The following is a 16,750-nucleotide window of genomic DNA, read 5'->3' on the forward strand; positions in this document are numbered from 1 at the left end:
GCACCTCCACCCTTGGCGGACGGAGAGAGCCCATGGCACTGATACGACACAAGAGCACCGGATTCGCGGGCGCGTTCGCCACTCCCGCGACCGCCTGGCAGGCGTTCTTCCTGCGCGGCGACAAGGTCGCCGTGATCGACGAGAACGGCCTCGCCTACAACGGCGACCTGGCGGGCGCCGGGGGCGGCAAGCTCGGCGGCGTTCCCGACCCGTACTGGTTCTACACCGACGGCCTGCTGCAACTGCCCGACGACCCGCACGGATCGTGGCAGACGATGTTCGTGCGCGGGGACGGCGCGCTGCTCTACAACTGGGACCGCGGCGTCATCCGGGACGTGCCGTGGACGCGGAACGACAACTGGGGCATCGCGCTTCCCGCCGGATACCGCTCGGGAATCGACGCGATGTCGCAGGCACCGAACTCCGCCGACGGCAACTGGCGCACGTATTTCTTCAAGGGGCCGCGCGTGCTGACCCTGCACTGGGTGACCGGGGTCGAACGCGAACGCCTGATCACCGAGGGCCCGGACCCGGCGGGCTGCGCCGGATGGGCGCGACTGCCCGCCGACTTCCGGGCCGACCTGGACCACGTGCTCGCGCTGTCCCCGGCCGCCGACGGCACACGCCGCTCGCTGCTGATCCGGGGCGAGATCGGCTGCGTGCTCGGCTGGGCGACCGGCGCGGAGAAGACCGGCCCGCTCGCCACGCTGATGCCCGGCCTGGCCGCGCTGCCCGCCCCGTTCACGACGCGGTACCGCCCGGTCAGCGGCCGGTACGTGGGCGTCAACGGCGCCGGCCGGGTCGAACTGCGGCTGGACGTCGACGGCGACCGGGCGCTCAACACGGTCAGCGGCGACGTGTTCACCGTCACCGGTGGCACGACGACATACACCAACTCCTTCCGCGCGGGCGGCGTCGACGCGCTGGTGTCCGAGCACCAGGTGCAGATCAACGTGACCGGCTCGGTACGGTTCGCCAACCCCTCCACCCGCACCGACCTACAGGTGGTCGTCCCGCGAAGCGCCGTCGGGCAACCCCAGGGCGACGCCGACCTGATCCTGGCCGTCCCGGCCTGGGACGACGGGGACCAGTGGTCGGCGGCGTACGAATCCACGGCCTTCCGCAGCGTGGACGTGGAGACCGACAACATCGCCGGCACGGTTCCGTTCACGCGCTACGACACCTCGCGCGGCCCCGCGCCCGCGTGGTACCGGCACCGGGTGGCGACGGTCCCCGACGCGTACGCCGAAGCCGGCATCGAACTGCGCGTGGCCGGCACCACCAACGTGCCCGCCGACACCTCCGGCGCGGACCTGCGCTGGTCCGAGGCCGAACTGCACGCGTCGATGGTGGCCAACTTCAGCCTGCAACGCGACGTCCCGCAGTGGAAGTTGTGGACGTTCGTGACGACCCGGCACACCAAGAACGGCGTCATCGGCGTGATGTTCGACCAGAGCGGCGCGCAGCGCCAGGGCATGGCGGTGTTCCACAGCGCCCTCGCCGACTTCGGACTGGTCGGCCGCAACCACGAATTCCACACCTACGTGCACGAGCTGGGCCATGCCTTCAACCTGCTGCACGCGTGGCAGAAGGACCTGGCCCGGCCGCCCGCGCCGCTCGGCCCGAACAACGGCTTCGGCGACCTGTCCTGGATGAACTACCCGCAGAACTACCAGGGTCCGTCCGGCGACAACGGCGAGGACGCGTTCTGGGGCGCGTTCGCCTTCCAATTCTCCGACGACGAACTGCGCCACCTGCGGCACGGCTTCTACCGGCACGTCGTGCCCGGCGGCGACAACTTCGTGGTCGACTCGGCGCTCGACCTCGGCGGCGCCGAGGTCGCGATGGCCCCGATCACCGACGAGTCCGGGCTGCGTCTGGAGGTGCGCGGAAAGACCACGTTCGAGTACGGCGAGCCGGTCATGGCCGAACTCAAGCTGACCCGCACCGGCACCCGGGGCGATGTGCGCGTCGTCCCCGAGTTGACCCCCAAGAGCGAGCACGTCGCGATCTTCGTGGGCGACCCGCAGGGCCGAACCCGGTTGTTCCGGCCGATCGCGCGGTTGTGTACCGGTCACGGACCGGGCGTGCCGGTGCGGACGCTGACCGAGGCGGAACCGGCCGTCTACGACACGGCCTTCATCGGCTACGGCAGCGACGGCCTGTACTTCTCCGACCCCGGCCGGTACAAGGTCACCGCCGTGTATCTCGCGCCGGACGGTTCCCGGGTGGTCTCCGAAGCGCGGGCCATCCGCGTCCGGCACCCGATCACCCGCGTCGAGCAGGAGGTCGGCGACCTGCTGCTGGGCGACCAACAGGGCACGCTGCTCGCCCTGCTCGGCTCCGACGCGCCGCAACTGCGGGAGGGGAACGACGCGTTGGCGGAGGTCGTGGAGAAGCACGGCAGGCACCCGCTCGCCGCGTACGCCCGCCTGGCGCGCGGCGCCAACGCCGGACGCCACTTCCAGCATCTGCGCGACGGACGGGTCCAGGTCCGCGAACCCGACATCAAGGAGAGCATCACCCAACTGTCCGCCGCGATCGAGGCGTCCAAGGGCGACGAGGGCCTCGACAACATCACCCTCAACGCCGCGATGCGACGGCTGGCGACGGTGCACGCGAAGGAAGGCGACGTCGCACAGGCCACGGTGGTACTGGACAGGATGGTCGGGCACTTCCGCTCCAAGCACGTCCCGGCCCAGGTGCAGCGCCGGATCGAGGCCCAGGCCGCGGAGACCCGCGCACAGATCACCGAGATCGCCGACTGACCGACCGACGAGCCCTGTTCGCGGGTATCGACGCGGCCCGGAGGAATCCTCTCCGGGCCGCCTCGGCCGCCGCTCCCCGTGCGGTGCCGGGGGCGCGCACGATATGGGACCTCAACGCCGGGCTCCGGCTCCGGTGGATGCGGCGGGTGTCCGCGGTGCCGTCTTCGCGCCCGATCAGGTCGAGGCGGCGATGCGCGGTGGACAGCCCGCCCGCGCCGCCGCGCCGCCGGCCCGCTTCGAGCGCTGGGCCGCCGCCGCGAACCGGCCCTGGGCCGACGCCGTCGCGCTGCGCTGTCGGGCGCTGATCGCGGCGGAGGGGGACGCGGGCGGGCTGTACGCCGAGGCGGTACTCCTGCACCAGCGTGGCGGGCGTCCGTTCGAGCGGGCGCGGACCGAATTGCTCTACGGGGAATGGCTGCGCAGGGAGCACCGCAAGACCGAGGCCCGCTCGCAACTGCGGTCCGCGCCGGCGGCGTTCGACCGGATGGGCGCGAGACCGTGGGCGGATCGGGCCCGGGCCGAGCTGCGCGCGACGGGCGTGTCGATCCCGACCGAGCCCGCGAGATCCATCCTCGACCGGCTCACTCCGCAGGAGCTCCAGGTCGTCCGGCCGGCCGCCGACGGGCTCTCCAACCGCGACATCGCCGCCCAACTCTTCCTCAGCCCGCGCACGATCGGTTACCACCTCTACAAGGCCTACCCCAAACTCGGCATCACCTCCCGCGTCGAACTGGCAGCCCTGGGCAGCCCGGCCGCTACCTCCGGCCGATGACCGATCCGGCACCGAGGGCGCCTGCCGCGGGGGCGTGTGTCGGTGTGCGGGTCAGGGTTATGGACCTTGTGGCGTGGCCAGACTTCGAGTGCGGTCGAAGCCGGCGGGAGGCGTCGGCGGGGGATGCGGCCACCACCGACGGGTGAGCGCGGCGTCCGAATCGGCCCCGTGGCGGGAAGGCATCCCGGTCCACGTACCCATCCGAGGGGTGACACATCCGATGACCGGTTCACCACCGCACGCACGGCCCGGGCCCGACGTCGCGGCCTCGACCCGAGAGCCGGTCGTCGACGGCTATCCCGGCCGGCCGGCCGTTCGCGCGGGGGACACGCTGCGGCTGCATGTGTCCACCCGTGCCGACCGGTTCCGGATGGACGTGTACCGGTGCGGTGAGACCCTGCGCCACATGGCCTTCCTGATCGCGGACGGCCGGCACGCCCCCGCCCGTCGACCCGAGCAGGACTGGTGCTGGCCCGGCTACGACTTCGCCGTTCCCGCGAACTGGCCCTCGGGCGTGTACGTGGCGATCCTGAGGGCGGACGCGGACGGACCGCCGGATCCGGCTCCCGTAAGCGCCGAGGCGGTGGACGCGCGCGCGGGACGGATGTTGTTCGTGGTGACGCCCCGGGTGCCGACCGCGCGCATCCTCTACAAGGTGCCGGTGTTCACCTACCACGCCTACAACGACAGCGGCGGCGGGAGCCTTTACCGATCGACCCACTACACCGCGGCCCCGCCGCCGGGCGGCACCAGGATCGTCAGTCTGCGACGTCCCGGCGGTGGGATCGGCGGTCCGGTGAAGGGGCAGCCGGACGCCCACGATCCGCGCACCCCGCGCCAGACGTTCGCACACTGGGACGCCCCCTTCATCGCCTGGCTGGAGGCGAACGGCCACACGGTCGACTACTGCACCGACCTGGACCTGCACGAGTCGCCCGAACTCCTCGACGGGCACCGGCTGTTGCTTACCGCCGGCCACGACGAGTACTGGAGCGCGCCCACCCGCCGACACGTCACCGCCTTTCGCGACCGAGGCGGCAACATCGCCAACTTCGGCGCGAACACCTGCTGGTGGCGCGTCACGGTGACCGACGACGGCACCGCCCTGGCCTGCACCAAATTCCCACCGGGCGCAGCGTTGGGCGTCGACCTCGACGCGCTCCGCGGCGTCCCCGACCACTGGTGGGAAACCGAACCGGAGAACACCCTGATCGGCGTCAGCTACCGCAACGGCGGCGGCCACTGGCTCGGGCCCCGAGCACCGCTCGGCTTCACCGTGCAACACGCCCACCACCCGGTCTTCACCGGCACCGGACTGCGCGAGGGGGACCTCCTCGGCGCCGAGCACGCCCTGGTCGGCTACGAATGCGACGGCGCGGCACTGCGCCGCGACGCGTCGGGAGCGGCCGTGGCCACCGGCGAGGACGGCACGCCGGTCGACTTCACGATCCTGGGCGTCGCCGAACTCCCCGCGGACCCGGCCGCCGGCTGGCATCACGCCGCACGCGAGAGCGAGGGGCGCGCACGGATGGCGACACTGGGCCTGTACACCCGAGGCGGCACCGTCTTCACCGCCGGCACCGTCGACTGGCCGCGCGTGCTTCCCCTGGACCGGCAGGTGCGCACCATCACCCACAACGTGATCACCATGTTGTCCCGGAACCCCGGGCCCGCGTCGTGTGCTCCGAAGGACGCGTCCGTGCCGGCGGAACCCGGATGACCTGTCATGCCTGCGGATCCGGGACGACCCGCCACCGCGGCGCCGCGCCGACCGCGCGACCTCGTGTCGATCTCGCGCCACGTCTTGTCCTCGGGGCCGACCCGCCCGCACCATGGCGCTGGTGAGGTTCCGCGCCGACGGCGGGGAAGTCGGCCATTCGAAGGGAGCCCGGACATGCGCGACGACCTCGTACCGAGCCCGGACGCTCGGGCCGAACGGCAGGACGAGGGGAAGCGGGCTCCCACGACGTCGCCGCGCCGCGTGACGCGGCGTTCACCGGTCGCGTCGGCCCGGGCGTAGCCCGGGCATGCGGATCGCCTATCTGCACCCCGGCAGCATCCCCTCCCGCTACGCCAACAGCGTGCACGCGATGCGCATGTGCGACGCCTTCGCCCGGGCCGGTCACCGGGTGACCCTCTACACCGCGCCCGGCTCGTACGACGTCGAGGACGCGCACGCCTACTACGGCGTCCGGCACCGTTTCCCCATCCACACGGTGCCGAGCCCGGACTACACCCCGGCCGGATACCGGGTACGCGCCGAACGCGTGCGAGCGCTGCTCGTCCGCGACGCCCCCGACCTGATCTACGGCCACGACCTGTACGCCCTCACCGCCGCGGTCGGCGTGGCACCGCTGGTGTACGAGACCCACCGGCTGCGGGACGACCCGAACACGCTGCGCATCGAACACGACCTGCTGCACGCGGACATGCTCGCGCGGATCGTGGTGATCACGCACGCGCTCGAACACGAGTACCGGCGTGTGTACGGCGCGGTCGCACCGCTTCCGATCCTGGTCGCCCCCGAGGGCGCCGACCCGCCCGACACCCGCGCCGGCGTCGAGAGCCCACCGGAACTCCCGGGGCGGGCACACGCTCCGCGGATCGGCTACGTCGGACACCTCTACGAGGGGCGCGGCATCGACCTGGTCCTCGACCTCGCACACCGGCTCCCGGACCTGGACTTCCACCTCGTCGGCGGCACCCCCGAGGACCTCGCGCGCTGGACCGGGCCCGGTCACCGCGTCGCCAACGCGCACTTTCACGGACACCGGTCGCCCGCGACCGTCGGCGCCTACTACCCGCTGTTCGACGTGGTCCTGGCCCCCTATCAGAGCAAGGTCTACACCGCCGACGGACACTGCGAGACGGGCCGTTGGGCGTCTCCGATGAAGATGTTCGAGTACATGGCCCACGGGCGGGCCATCGTCGCGTCCGACCTGCCCGTCCTGCGCGAGATCCTGCACGACCGGATCAATTGCCTGCTTTGCCCACCCACCGACGCACGGGCCTGGGCACGGGCGATCACCGAACTCCTGGCCGACGAACCACTGCGCGGCGCGCTCGGCGGCGAGGCCCGGAGCCAAGTGCAGGCGCGCCACACGTGGCGCCACCGTGCCGACCGGGTGTTGGCGAACCTCGATCGGTGCGGGTGATCGGGGAGGTTCGCCTTCGATGCGGTGGTCGGGAACCGTGGTGGGTTCCCGGCCACCGCACCGGCGACGCGCGTTACTCGGGTGCGGACCCGGGCGCGGGCTCGCGGGCCGGGTCGGACCAGAGCGAGCGGATGTGGCCGAGGTGTTCGCTCATCGCCGCCCGCACGCCCTCGCCGTCCCCGGCGAGCAACAGGTCGAGGATCTCCTCGTGTTCGCGGGCGGAGGCCACCAGCGCGCCGCGTTCGGCGAGTTGGGTGAGTCCGTACAGGCGCGAGCGCTTGCGCAGATCGCCGACGACCTCGACCAGGCGCTGGTTGCCGCCGAGTTCGAGGAGGCCGAGGTGGAACTGTCGGTCGGACTCCAGGTAGCCGATCAGGTCGCGTCGCTCGGCGGCGGCCACGATCGCGGCGGCCACCGGGCGCAGTGCCTGCAGGGCGGCGGGGTCGGCGGTCTCGGCCAGGCCCACGACGACCGGGATCTCGATCATCGACCGGATCTCGGTGTACTCGTCGAGGTCGCGACCGGACAGCGCGGTGACCCGGAAGCCCTTGTTGCGGACGACCTCGACGAGACCTTCCTTGACCAGGTCGAGCATCGCCTCGCGCACGGGGGTCGCCGAGACGCGGAACTGGGCGGCCAGGCTCGGCGCCGAGTAGATGACGTCCGGGCGCAGCTCACCGGCGATGAGGGCGGCGCGCAGGGCGTGCGTCACCTGGTCGCGCAGGCTGCGGCGCTCCTGCACGAACGGCAGATCCAGGGGCCGCTCCAGCGTGTTCGCCGCGGCGGCGGTCTCGCCGGTCGGCTCGGTCGGCACTTCGGCGTGCGCTCTCATCGGGTGTCCTTCCTCGAGGCCGGGTGCACCTCGAAAACCTGTGCAATGTGCAATGTTACAGTCTGTTCGGCATTGTGCCCACCACCTCCCCGTCCGGCCCCCGACGCGCGATGCCCCGGCGCCCCGACATCGCGGCGCCCGCGTGCTGCGCCGTGCTCACGCAGCGCCCGTCGGATTCGCCGGCAGCAGGCTCACGGTGCGGGTGGCGGTGTAGAAGTCCGCCGCGGCACGGCCCTGTTCGCGCGGCCCGTGACTGGAGGCCTTCGATCCGCCGAAGGGCAGGTGGAAGTCGACGCCCGTGGTGGGCGCGTTGACCTTGACCAGGCCGGTGTCGATCCGGTCGACCACGGCGAGCGCGGCGTCCAGGTCGCGGGTGTGCACCGACGCGACCAGGCCGTGCGGCACGTCGCGCGCCAGCTCGATGGCCCGATCCAGGTCGCTCGCGCGTTGCAGGACCGCGACGGGGCCGAAGATCTCCTCGTGGAGCGCGGCGTGGCCGGTCGGCACCCGCTCCAGGATGGTCGGTGTGGCGAACCATCCCGCGCCGTCGTACGCGCGGCCCGTGGTCAGCACCCGGCCGCCGGCGGCGAGCGCCGAGTCGAGCGCGGCGCGCACCCGGGTGCGGGCCGCCTCGGTCACCACCGGCCCGCACACCGTCGCGGCGTCGGCCGGGTCGCCCACCGGCAGCGCCCGGGCGGCGGCGTCCAGCGCCTCGCGCAGCGGATCGGGATCGCCCACCACGATGATCCGCCGGGTGGCGGTGCACTTCTGGCCCGCGTAGCCGAACGCCGCCGCGATCAACTGCGCGGCGGTGGCCCGCACATCGGCGTCCGGCAGGACCAGCGCGGCGTTGCAACCGCCCATCTCGGCCTGCACGGGAAGCCCTCGCGCGGTGGCCGCGCGGACCACGTCCAGGCCCACGGCGGTCGAACCGGTGAACGAGACCACGTCGGCGGCCTCGACCACGGCCGCTCCGGTGGCGGCCTCGCCCGGCAGCACGGTGAACAGGTCGGCCGGCAACACCGCGTCGAGCAGTTCGGCCAGGCGCAGCGCGCAGCCGAGCGCCTGCGGGGCGGGCTTGAGCAGTACCGCGTTGCCCGTGGCGAGCGCGGGCGCGGCCTTCCAGAGCGGGATCGCGAGCGGGAAGTTCCACGGTGTCACCAGCCCGGCCAGGCCGTACGGTCGACGTCGGGTCAGCAGCAGGCCGGGGCCCGAGGCGGGCTCGTGCACCGAGCCGACCGGGTCGTAGACCTGCTGCGCGTTGTAGCGCAGGATCGCGATGGCGCGGGCGATCTCGCCGCGTGCCTCGACGATCGGCTTCCCGACCTCGCGCACGATCAGGTCGGCGAAGGTGTCGGCGGTGTCGGCGAGTCGGTCGGCGGCGGCGCCGAGCGCGGCGCAGCGGGCCGAGGCCCCGGCCGCCCACCAATCGCGTTGGGCGGCGCGGGCGCGTTCGGCGGCGCGGTGCACGTCGGCGGGGGACACCGCCGGTGCCTCGGCGACGAGTTCGTCGGGGTCGGCGGGGTTGTGGCTGCGCACCGGCGGTGCGGCGGACGTGGTGGTCACGGCGGGAAGCCCTTCGGGAAGGGGTCGGTGGAGGCATCGGGCCGCCGGGGGGCGGTGATCCGGGGCGCGTTCGGTGACGGTGTGCCGGGGTCGGCCGGACGATCGGTCGTCCGGTCGGCCGGACGGCCCGGCGGGAGTCGGCGTCGTGTCGGGTGGGTGCGGCGGGGCCGGTTCAGCTCAGCCCGGCCGCGACGGCCCGCTCGGTCGCCAGTCGGACGCTTTCCCGGGTCTCGGCGTTCAGCGGCCGGCGGGGCGGACGGCAGGGGCCGCCGGGCTTGCCGACCACGTCCATGGACAGCTTGATCGCCTGGACGAACTCGGTGCGGGTGTCCCAGCGCAGCAGCGGGTGCAGGACGTCGTACAACTCCCGGGCCCGGGGCAGGTCGCCGGCGACGGCGGCGCGGTAGAGCTCGATGCAGGAGTGGGGGAGGACGTTGAGGAATCCGCCGATCCAGCCCTTGGCGCCGGCCACGGCCAGTTCCAGGAGCACGTCGTCGGCACCCGCCAACAGGTCCAGGCCGGGGGCCAGTTCGGCGAGGCGGTAGGCGCGGCGGGTGTCGCCGCTGAACTCCTTGACGCCGACGATGTGGCCGTCGGCGTGCAGCTTCGCCAGCAGTTCGGGGGCCAGGTCCACCCGGGTGTCGAACGGGTTGTTGTAGGCGACGACGGGCAGGCCGACCGAGGCCACGTCGGCGTAGTGCGCGTGCACCTCGGCCTCGTCGGCGCGGTAGGCGTTCGGCGGCAGCAGCATGACGGCCTCGGCGCCGGCCCGGGCCGCCTGCTCGGTCCAGCGGCACGCCTCGGCCGAGCCGTACGCGGCGACGCCGGGCATCACCCGGTCGCCGCCCACGGCCTCGACGGCGACGCGGACCACCTCGGCGCGTTCCTCGGCGGTCAGGACCTGGTACTCGCCCAGGGAACCGTTGGGCACCACGCCGTCGCAGCCCGCGTCGACGAGCCCGCGCACGTGGTCGGCGAAGGCGTCGTAGTCGATGCTCAGGTCCGCGCGCAGCGGCAGCGTGGTGGCGACCATCAGGCCGCGCCACGGCCGGCGGATGTGGTCGGTGGGGATCGGGCCGGACACGGGGGCTCCTCGGGTGTCGATGGCAGTGGTGACGGCGACGGGGACGTCGTTGTCGCCGTCGGCGGTGACGTGGATCGCGGTGGTGGCAGGCGTTTCCACCGTGGCCACCTCAGTACAATGTCACATTGCTTTACTGTTCCGCCAGGCCCGACCTCGATCGCATCGAAAGACGAGGTGGATGGTAAAGCCGCAGGTGGATGGTAAAGGAAATGCAAATACAATGTCGCACCTCAAATGTGACACGGTCCAGACCTTGACCATTGCATCGCCCGTGGGCAGAGTTCCCCACCAACCACCCCACCCCGCCGCCTCCCGAGAGGCCCGCCACCATGACCACGCTCGCGCCCCCCACGGATCCGCCGGCGGATCAGGTTTCGCCCGCCGTCGGCACCGCCCCCACCGGGCTGCGCCCCTCGCAACTCGCCTGGCGTCGCTTCCGGCGCGACCGCACCGGGATCGTCGCCGCCTGCGTCGTCGCCGTCTTCGTCGTCGCGGGCCTGGGCGCACCGCTGTTCGCCCGGTGGTACGGGCACGACCCCTACACCACCTACGGTCAGAACCGACCCGGCCTGCTCAACGAGTTCGGCTTCCCGATCGCACCCAACGGCGGCATGTCCGGCGAGTTCTGGCTCGGCCTCGAACCCGGCCTGGGCCGGGACGTGCTCACCCAACTCCTGTACGGCATCCGCACCTCGCTGCTCATCTCGCTGGCCGTGGTCGCCATCGTCACCGTGCTCGGCGTGCTGGTGGGAGTGACCGCCGGCTACCTCGGCGGACGTACCGACTTCCTCGTGGGCCGACTGATCGACGTCATGCTCAGCTTCCCGGCGACGCTGTTCTTCATCGCGTTCACCCCGGTGGTCACCTCGCTGCTGACCCGCCCGGGCGAGCAGATGTCGCCGCTGCTGCGCGGGGCGGTCATCGTCGCGGTGCTCTCCGCGTTCGGCTGGGCCTCGGTGGCCCGACTGCTGCGCGGTCAGGTGCTCTCGCTGCGCGCTCGCGAATACGTCGAGGCGGCGCGGGTGATCGGCGCCTCGCCCGGCCGCATCGTGCTGCGCGAACTGCTGCCCAACCTGGTCACACCGATCCTGGTCACCGCGTCGATGGCGGTGCCCGCGTACGTGACCACCGAGGCCGCCCTGTCCTACCTGGGTGTGGGCATGGTCGAACCCACCCCCGACTGGGGGCGGATGTTGCTCAAGGGCGCCGAGGTCTACCGGACCGACATCACCTACATGTGCGTCCCCGGCATCTCGATGCTCGTCTTCGTCGTCGCCTTCAACCTGCTCGGCGACTCGGTCCGCGACGCGCTCGATCCCAAGAGCGACCGCTGAGCCTCCGACGTCGCGTCCGGCACCAGTGTCCCTTCGCCACACCGCACCCGCACGGCAACCCTCGGAAGGAACCATGAACCCTCGGCGCAGACCCACTCGCCTCACCCGAACCGCGCTCGCCGCGCTCACCCTCGCCCTCGGCGCGGCCGCCTGTTCCGGCGGCGGCGGCACCCCGGGCAACAAGGAGCCCGGGAAGGGTGCCCCCAAGGCCCAGGTCCGCGCCGTGTCGATCGGCGCCGCCGCCGAGTCGAAGGGCCCGGCCAAGGAACTCCCCGGTGCCAAGCCCGGCGGCACCGCCACGGTCCTGGAGCGCGCCGACTTCAACCACCTGGACCCGGCGCGCGTCTACGTCTCGCACGAGCAGACCGCGGAGCTGCTGATCTCGCGTCAGCTCACCACGTACAAGCAGGAGGGCGACCACACCACCCTGGTCGGCGACCTGGCCACCGACACCGGGACCAGCCCCGACGGCGGCAAGACCTGGACCTTCACCCTCAAGGACGGGCTCAAGTACGAGGACGGGTCGCCGATCACCGCGCAGGACGTCAAGTACGGCGTCGAGCGCTCGTTCGCCAAGGAGATCACCGGCGGCCCCACCTGGATCCAGGAATGGCTCGTCGGCAACGCCGACTTCCGCTCGGTGTACGACGGCCCCTACGCCGGCCGCGAACTGGACGCGATCAAGACCCCGGACGCGCGCACCATCACCTTCGCCCTCCCGGCTCCGCGCGGCGACTTCCCGTTCGCGGTGGCGATGCACACCAGCACTCCGGTGCCGCGGGCCAAGGACACGAAACTGGAATACGACAAGCACCCGTTCTCCAGCGGCCCCTACAAGATCTCCACCCGCGAGATCGACAAGTCCATGACGATGGTCCGCAACGAGCACTGGGACCCGAACACCGACGCCGTCCGGCACGCCTACCCCGACCAGTGGAAGTTCGAGTTCGGCGCGTCCAACCAGCAGATCAACGAGCGGCTGATCGCGGCCAACGGTGGTGACCGCACGGCGATGACGTTCCGGGTCGCGGTCGGCCGCGAGGTCGCCCAACAGGTGCTCACCACACCGGACCTGAAGGCTCGCACGGCGGACGCGGCCACCCCGTACACCGAGTACTTCGAGATCAACAACCGGCGCCAGACCAATCCGAAGATACGCCAGGCGCTGATCGCGGCGTTCCCCAAGGAACAGGTGCGGCAGATCCTGGGCGGCCCCGCGTACGGCGAGTTCGCCACCACGCTGATGGGCGCGACGGTGCTCGGCTTCGAACCCTTCGACCTGGCCGGCGTGCCGAACACCGGTGACCCGGCCAAGGCCAAGCAGTTGCTCGCCGAGTCCGGCACCCCCAACCCCAGCATCACCTACGCGTACAACCAGACCCCGCTGTGGGAACAGGTCTCGGTAACCATCGTCCAGGCCCTGCAGCAGGCCGGCTTCAAGGTGGTTCCGCAGCCGATCAACGACAAGAGCTACTACACCGAGATCGGCCGCATGGACAACAAGTACGACCTGTACTGGTCCGGCTGGGGCGCCGACTGGCCCAGCGCCGCCACCGTGCTCCCGGCCAAGTTCGACGGCCGCAAGATCATCGACGACGGCTCCGTCTACAGCCTCTACAACAACCCGGCGATGAGCACCGAGATGGACCGCATCACCGCGATGTCGGACGTCGTGGCGGCCGGCAAGGAATGGTCGAACCTGGAGAAGAAGATCATGGCCGAGGCCCCGGTGGTGCCGTTCGTGTACCGGCGCCAACTGACCCTGTACGGCCCCGGTCTGGGCGGCGTACGAGTCGGCTTCATCGGCTCGACCTATCCGATCGACGTCTGGGTCAAGTAGCCCCCGGGCGGGGCGGCCCCGGCTCCGACCGGCGGCGCGGGTGGGAAGGCTCGCCCCTTCCCACCCGCGCCGCCCGGCCGCCCGGCCACTCCCCGGTCCGACCTCCAGTGAGGGCCCCATGTTCCGATTCCTGGTGCAGCGACTGCTCGGTGCGGCGCTGATCCTGTTCGTCGTCTTCACCGTCACCTTCTTCCTGTTCTTCGCGATGCCGGACGACCCGGCCCGGCTGTCCTGCGGCAAGACCTGCACGCCCGAGACGCTCGCCCTGATCCGACGCGACCTGGGCCTGGACGAGTCGGTACCGATGCAGTACTGGCACTACATCGTCGGCGTCTTCGCCGGCCGCGACTTCGGCTCCTCGCACTGCTCCGCGCCGTGCCTGGGCTACTCGTTCGTCAACCACGAGCCCGTGCTCGACACCCTGCTCGACCGCTTCCCCGCGACCTTGTCGCTGGCCCTGGGCGCATCGGTGATCTTCCTCGGCGTCGGCATCATGATCGGCATGCTCGCGGCGCTGCGCCGCGGCACCTGGCTGGACAAGGCCACGATGGCGTTCTCGCTGATCGGCGCCTCGGTGACCATTCAGTTCCTCGGGGTGATCGCCCGCTACGTCCTGGTCGACCAACTGCGCTGGCTGCCCAAGCCCGAGTACATCCCCCTCCTCGACGACCCCGGCGGATGGACGGGCGGGCTGCTGTTGCCCTGGCTGACGCTGGCCTGCGTACAGGCCGCGGTGTACGCCCGACTGACCCGGGCGTCGATGATCGACGCGCTCGGCGAGGACCACGTACGCACCGTGCGGGCCAAGGGATTGACGTCCCGTCAGGTCTACGTCAAACACGCGTGGCGGGGTGCGATCACCCCGGTGGTGACCGTCTACGGCATCGAACTCGGCGTCCTGCTCGGCGGCGCGGTGGTCACCGAGACCACCTTCAACATCCCCGGCATCGGCAAACTCGCGGTGAACGCGGTCGCCAACTCCGATCTGCCGATGATCACCGGCGTGGTGCTGATCGCCGCCACCGCGATGGTGCTCGCCAATGTCGCGGTGGACGCCGTGTACGCCGTCATCGACCCCCGGGTGCGTGTGTGATGACCCCTCCTCTCCTCGCGGTCCGCGATCTGCGGGTGCGCTTCGCCACCGAGGGCGGCGTGGTCAAGGCCGTCGACGGCGTCTCCTTCGACGTCGAACGCGGCCGCACGCTCGGCATCGTCGGCGAGTCCGGCTCCGGCAAGAGCGTCACCAACCTCACCCTGCTCGGTCTGCACAACCCCGCGCGCACCACCATCGAGGGCAGCGCGATCCTGGACGGGACGGAACTGGTCGGCGCCCCCGAACGCGTCCTGCGCGACCTGCGCGGGCAACGCGTGTCGATGGTGTTCCAGGACCCGCTCACCGCCCTGTCGCCGTACTTCACGGTCGGCGCGCAGATCGTCGAGACCTACCGCCGGCACACCGGCGCCGGCCGACGCGAGGCGACGGCCCGCGCCGTCGACATGCTGGACCGGGTCGGCATCCCGCAACCCGCCCGCCGGGCCCGGGAGTTCCCACACCAGTTCTCCGGCGGCATGCGCCAACGCGCGATGATCGCGATGGCGCTGGTGTGCGAACCCGACCTGCTGATCGCCGACGAACCCACCACCGCGCTCGACGTCACCGTGCAGGCCCAGATCCTGGACCTGCTCGCGGAGTTGCAGGAGCAGTTGGGCACCGCGATCATCCTGGTCACCCACGACCTCGGGGTGATCGCCGACGTCGCCGACGACGTGCTGGTGATGTACGCGGGGCGCGCGGTCGAGTTCGGCGCGGTCGGCGAGGTCCTGGACACGCCCCGGCATCCGTACACCCGAGGTCTGCTCGCCTCGGTCCCGCGTTTGTCCGACGCCCTGGACCGGCCGCTGCGACCGGTGCCGGGCTCGCCGCCCAGCCTGCTCGCGCCGCCGCCCGGCTGCGCATTCCATCCGCGCTGCGCGCAGGTGATCGACGGCCCCGAGACACCGTGCCGCACGGTGCTTCCCCTGTTGGAGCGCGTGCACGCGGGATCCGGCGGCAGCGAGCACGCCGCCGCCTGCCATCTGGACGGGGCGCCGGGCACCGCGGCGCCGACGGACCTGCGAGGAGCCACCCCATGAAGACCACGTCGCTCGACGCGCCCGAGCCGCCGCTGCTCCGGGTGAGCGGACTGACCAAGCACTTCCCCACGGGCCGCAGCCTGCTGCGCCGTCGCACCGGGGCCGTGCGCGCGGTCGACGGCGTCGACCTGACCGTCGGCACCGGGCAGAGCATCGGCCTGGTCGGCGAGTCCGGGTGCGGCAAGTCGACGACCGGGCGCCTGATCACCCGACTGCTGGAGCCGAGCGCGGGCACCATCGCCTACCGGGGACGCGACATCACGCACGCCTCGCGCCGCGAACTGGCGCCCATCCGCGCGCAGATCCAGATGATCTTCCAGGACCCGTACTCGTCCCTGAACCCGCGCCACACCATCGGCACCATCCTGCGCGCCCCGCTGGACGTCAACGACATCGATCCACCCGGCGGACGCGAGCGCCGGATCGGGGAACTCCTGGAGACGGTCGGCCTCAACCCCGAGCACCGCAACCGCTTCCCGCACGAGTTCTCCGGCGGGCAGCGGCAACGCATCGGCATCGCCCGGGCGCTCGCCGCCGGGCCCAGCCTGATCGTGGCCGACGAACCGGTGTCCGCGCTGGACGTGTCCATCCAGGCACAGGTGATCAACCTGCTCGGGGATCTGCGGCGCGATCTGGGCATCGCGTTCGTGTTCATCGCGCACGACCTGGCCGTGGTCCGGCACTTCTGCGATCGGGTGATGGTGATGTACCTCGGGCGGGTCGTGGAGAGCGCCGACCGCGACTCGTTGTACGAACGGGCCCACCACCCGTACACCCACGCGCTGTTGTCCGCCGTGCCCGGCGCGACCGGCCCGGACGGCACCCGGCTCGAGCGCATCCGGCTGAGCGGGGACGTTCCCAGCCCGATCGACCCGCCCTCGGGTTGCCGGTTCCGCACCCGCTGCCACAAGGCGCAGGACGTGTGCGCGACGACCGAACCGCCGCTGATCGCGCTGGAGGGCCGACCCGGACACGAGGTGGCCTGCCACTTCCCGGAGCCGGTGAAGACGCAGCCCGTGCGGACGACCGGGTCCGTGCGGCGCCGGCCGGTGGATCGCGAGCCCGTGGATCGCGGGACCGTCGAAACCCTGGCGCCGGCGACGGCCGGGCAGACGCCACCCACCGGAAAGGCCGCGCACCCGTGACCCGACGGGTCCCCGCCGACTTTCCCCGCACCCCGCCGCTCCCGCGCCGATACGACCCGGGGCGACACGAGGCGCACCCGAGCCCGCCGCCGCGGAGCGAAGTCGCGCCACGTGTCCGGAA

The 16,750-nt window shown here is 71.9% G+C and carries 11 protein-coding genes and 1 pseudogene; 9 read left to right on the plus strand and 3 right to left on the minus strand.

What is annotated here, in order from left to right; translation table 11 throughout:
* The first annotated feature begins 32 nt into the window (after positions 1-32).
* The 4 genes and pseudogenes from OG948_RS51540 to OG948_RS51555 all read left to right on the plus strand — a co-directional run bounded on the left by OG948_RS51540 (position 33) and on the right by OG948_RS51555 (position 6,695).
* Positions 33-2,768: a hypothetical protein gene (locus OG948_RS51540; protein ID WP_331771994.1), complete on the plus strand. Its 2,736-nt coding sequence runs from the start codon at positions 33-35 to the stop codon at positions 2,766-2,768.
* A 169-nt stretch (positions 2,769-2,937) separates the two neighbouring features.
* A pseudogene (locus tag OG948_RS51545) lies at positions 2,938-3,540 on the plus strand (LuxR C-terminal-related transcriptional regulator); the annotation flags it as partial.
* Positions 3,541-3,760: 220 nt separating this feature from the next.
* Positions 3,761-5,260 carry a N,N-dimethylformamidase beta subunit family domain-containing protein gene (locus OG948_RS51550; RefSeq protein WP_331771995.1) on the plus strand — a complete coding sequence of 500 codons (1,500 nt, stop codon included), beginning with the start codon at positions 3,761-3,763 and terminating at the stop codon, positions 5,258-5,260.
* A 307-nt stretch (positions 5,261-5,567) separates the two neighbouring features.
* Entirely contained in the window at positions 5,568-6,695 is a 1,128-nt protein-coding gene (locus OG948_RS51555) for a glycosyltransferase family 4 protein (protein ID WP_331771996.1), read from the plus strand.
* 73 nt (positions 6,696-6,768) lie between these two features.
* Here the strand turns inward: OG948_RS51555 and OG948_RS51560 are convergent, their stop codons facing one another.
* From OG948_RS51560 to OG948_RS51570, 3 genes are all read right to left on the minus strand, one after another.
* Positions 6,769-7,527 carry a GntR family transcriptional regulator gene (locus OG948_RS51560; RefSeq protein ID WP_331771997.1) on the minus strand — a complete coding sequence of 253 codons (759 nt, stop codon included), beginning with the start codon at positions 7,525-7,527 and terminating at the stop codon, positions 6,769-6,771.
* Between the two features lie 156 nt (positions 7,528-7,683).
* Positions 7,684-9,093, minus strand: a complete 1,410-nt coding sequence (locus tag OG948_RS51565; protein ID WP_331771998.1) for an aldehyde dehydrogenase family protein — start codon at positions 9,091-9,093, stop codon at positions 7,684-7,686.
* Between the two features lie 172 nt (positions 9,094-9,265).
* The gene (locus tag OG948_RS51570; protein WP_331773578.1) at positions 9,266-10,126 is read right to left on the minus strand and encodes a dihydrodipicolinate synthase family protein; all 861 of its coding nucleotides are present in this window, start codon (positions 10,124-10,126) and stop codon (positions 9,266-9,268) included.
* 380 nt (positions 10,127-10,506) lie between these two features.
* On the opposite strand from OG948_RS51570, the gene OG948_RS51575 reads away from it, so the two are divergent.
* From OG948_RS51575 to OG948_RS51595, 5 genes are all read left to right on the plus strand, one after another.
* A complete protein-coding gene (locus tag OG948_RS51575) occupies positions 10,507-11,511 on the plus strand; it encodes an ABC transporter permease (RefSeq protein ID WP_331771999.1) in 1,005 nt (334 codons plus the stop codon).
* 73 nt (positions 11,512-11,584) lie between these two features.
* On the plus strand, positions 11,585-13,351 hold the full coding sequence (locus OG948_RS51580; RefSeq protein ID WP_331772000.1) for an ABC transporter substrate-binding protein: 1,767 nt from the start codon (positions 11,585-11,587) through the stop codon (positions 13,349-13,351).
* Positions 13,352-13,469: 118 nt separating this feature from the next.
* Positions 13,470-14,444, plus strand: a complete 975-nt coding sequence (locus OG948_RS51585) for an ABC transporter permease (protein ID WP_331772001.1) — start codon at positions 13,470-13,472, stop codon at positions 14,442-14,444.
* On the plus strand, positions 14,444-15,484 hold the full coding sequence (locus OG948_RS51590; protein WP_331772002.1) for an ABC transporter ATP-binding protein: 1,041 nt from the start codon (positions 14,444-14,446) through the stop codon (positions 15,482-15,484). The genes OG948_RS51585 and OG948_RS51590 overlap by 1 nt, the downstream gene beginning before the upstream one ends.
* Entirely contained in the window at positions 15,481-16,629 is a 1,149-nt protein-coding gene (locus tag OG948_RS51595; protein ID WP_331772003.1) for an oligopeptide/dipeptide ABC transporter ATP-binding protein, read from the plus strand. Before OG948_RS51590 ends, OG948_RS51595 begins: the two co-directional genes overlap by 4 nt.
* Positions 16,630-16,750: the final 121 nt, after the last annotated feature.

The organism is Embleya sp. NBC_00888, assembly GCF_045207655.1.
Taxonomy (GTDB): domain Bacteria; phylum Actinomycetota; class Actinomycetes; order Streptomycetales; family Streptomycetaceae; genus Embleya.

Bases quoted from the DNA above. Each gene is read 5' to 3' on its own strand.
- OG948_RS51580 (WP_331772000.1), top strand. From the start codon at position 11,585: ATGAACCCTCGGCGCAGACCCACTCGCCTCACCCGAACCGCGCTCGCC.
- OG948_RS51550 (WP_331771995.1), top strand. From the start codon at position 3,761: ATGACCGGTTCACCACCGCACGCACGGCCCGGGCCCGACGTCGCGGCC.
- OG948_RS51595 (WP_331772003.1), top strand. From the start codon at position 15,481: ATGAAGACCACGTCGCTCGACGCGCCCGAGCCGCCGCTGCTCCGGGTG.
- OG948_RS51590 (WP_331772002.1), top strand. From the start codon at position 14,444: ATGACCCCTCCTCTCCTCGCGGTCCGCGATCTGCGGGTGCGCTTCGCC.
- OG948_RS51570 (WP_331773578.1), bottom strand. From the start codon at position 10,126: ATGGTCGCCACCACGCTGCCGCTGCGCGCGGACCTGAGCATCGACTAC.
- OG948_RS51555 (WP_331771996.1), top strand. From the start codon at position 5,568: ATGCGGATCGCCTATCTGCACCCCGGCAGCATCCCCTCCCGCTACGCC.
- OG948_RS51575 (WP_331771999.1), top strand. From the start codon at position 10,507: ATGACCACGCTCGCGCCCCCCACGGATCCGCCGGCGGATCAGGTTTCG.
- OG948_RS51540 (WP_331771994.1), top strand. From the start codon at position 33: ATGGCACTGATACGACACAAGAGCACCGGATTCGCGGGCGCGTTCGCC.
- OG948_RS51585 (WP_331772001.1), top strand. From the start codon at position 13,470: ATGTTCCGATTCCTGGTGCAGCGACTGCTCGGTGCGGCGCTGATCCTG.
- OG948_RS51560 (WP_331771997.1), bottom strand. From the start codon at position 7,527: ATGAGAGCGCACGCCGAAGTGCCGACCGAGCCGACCGGCGAGACCGCC.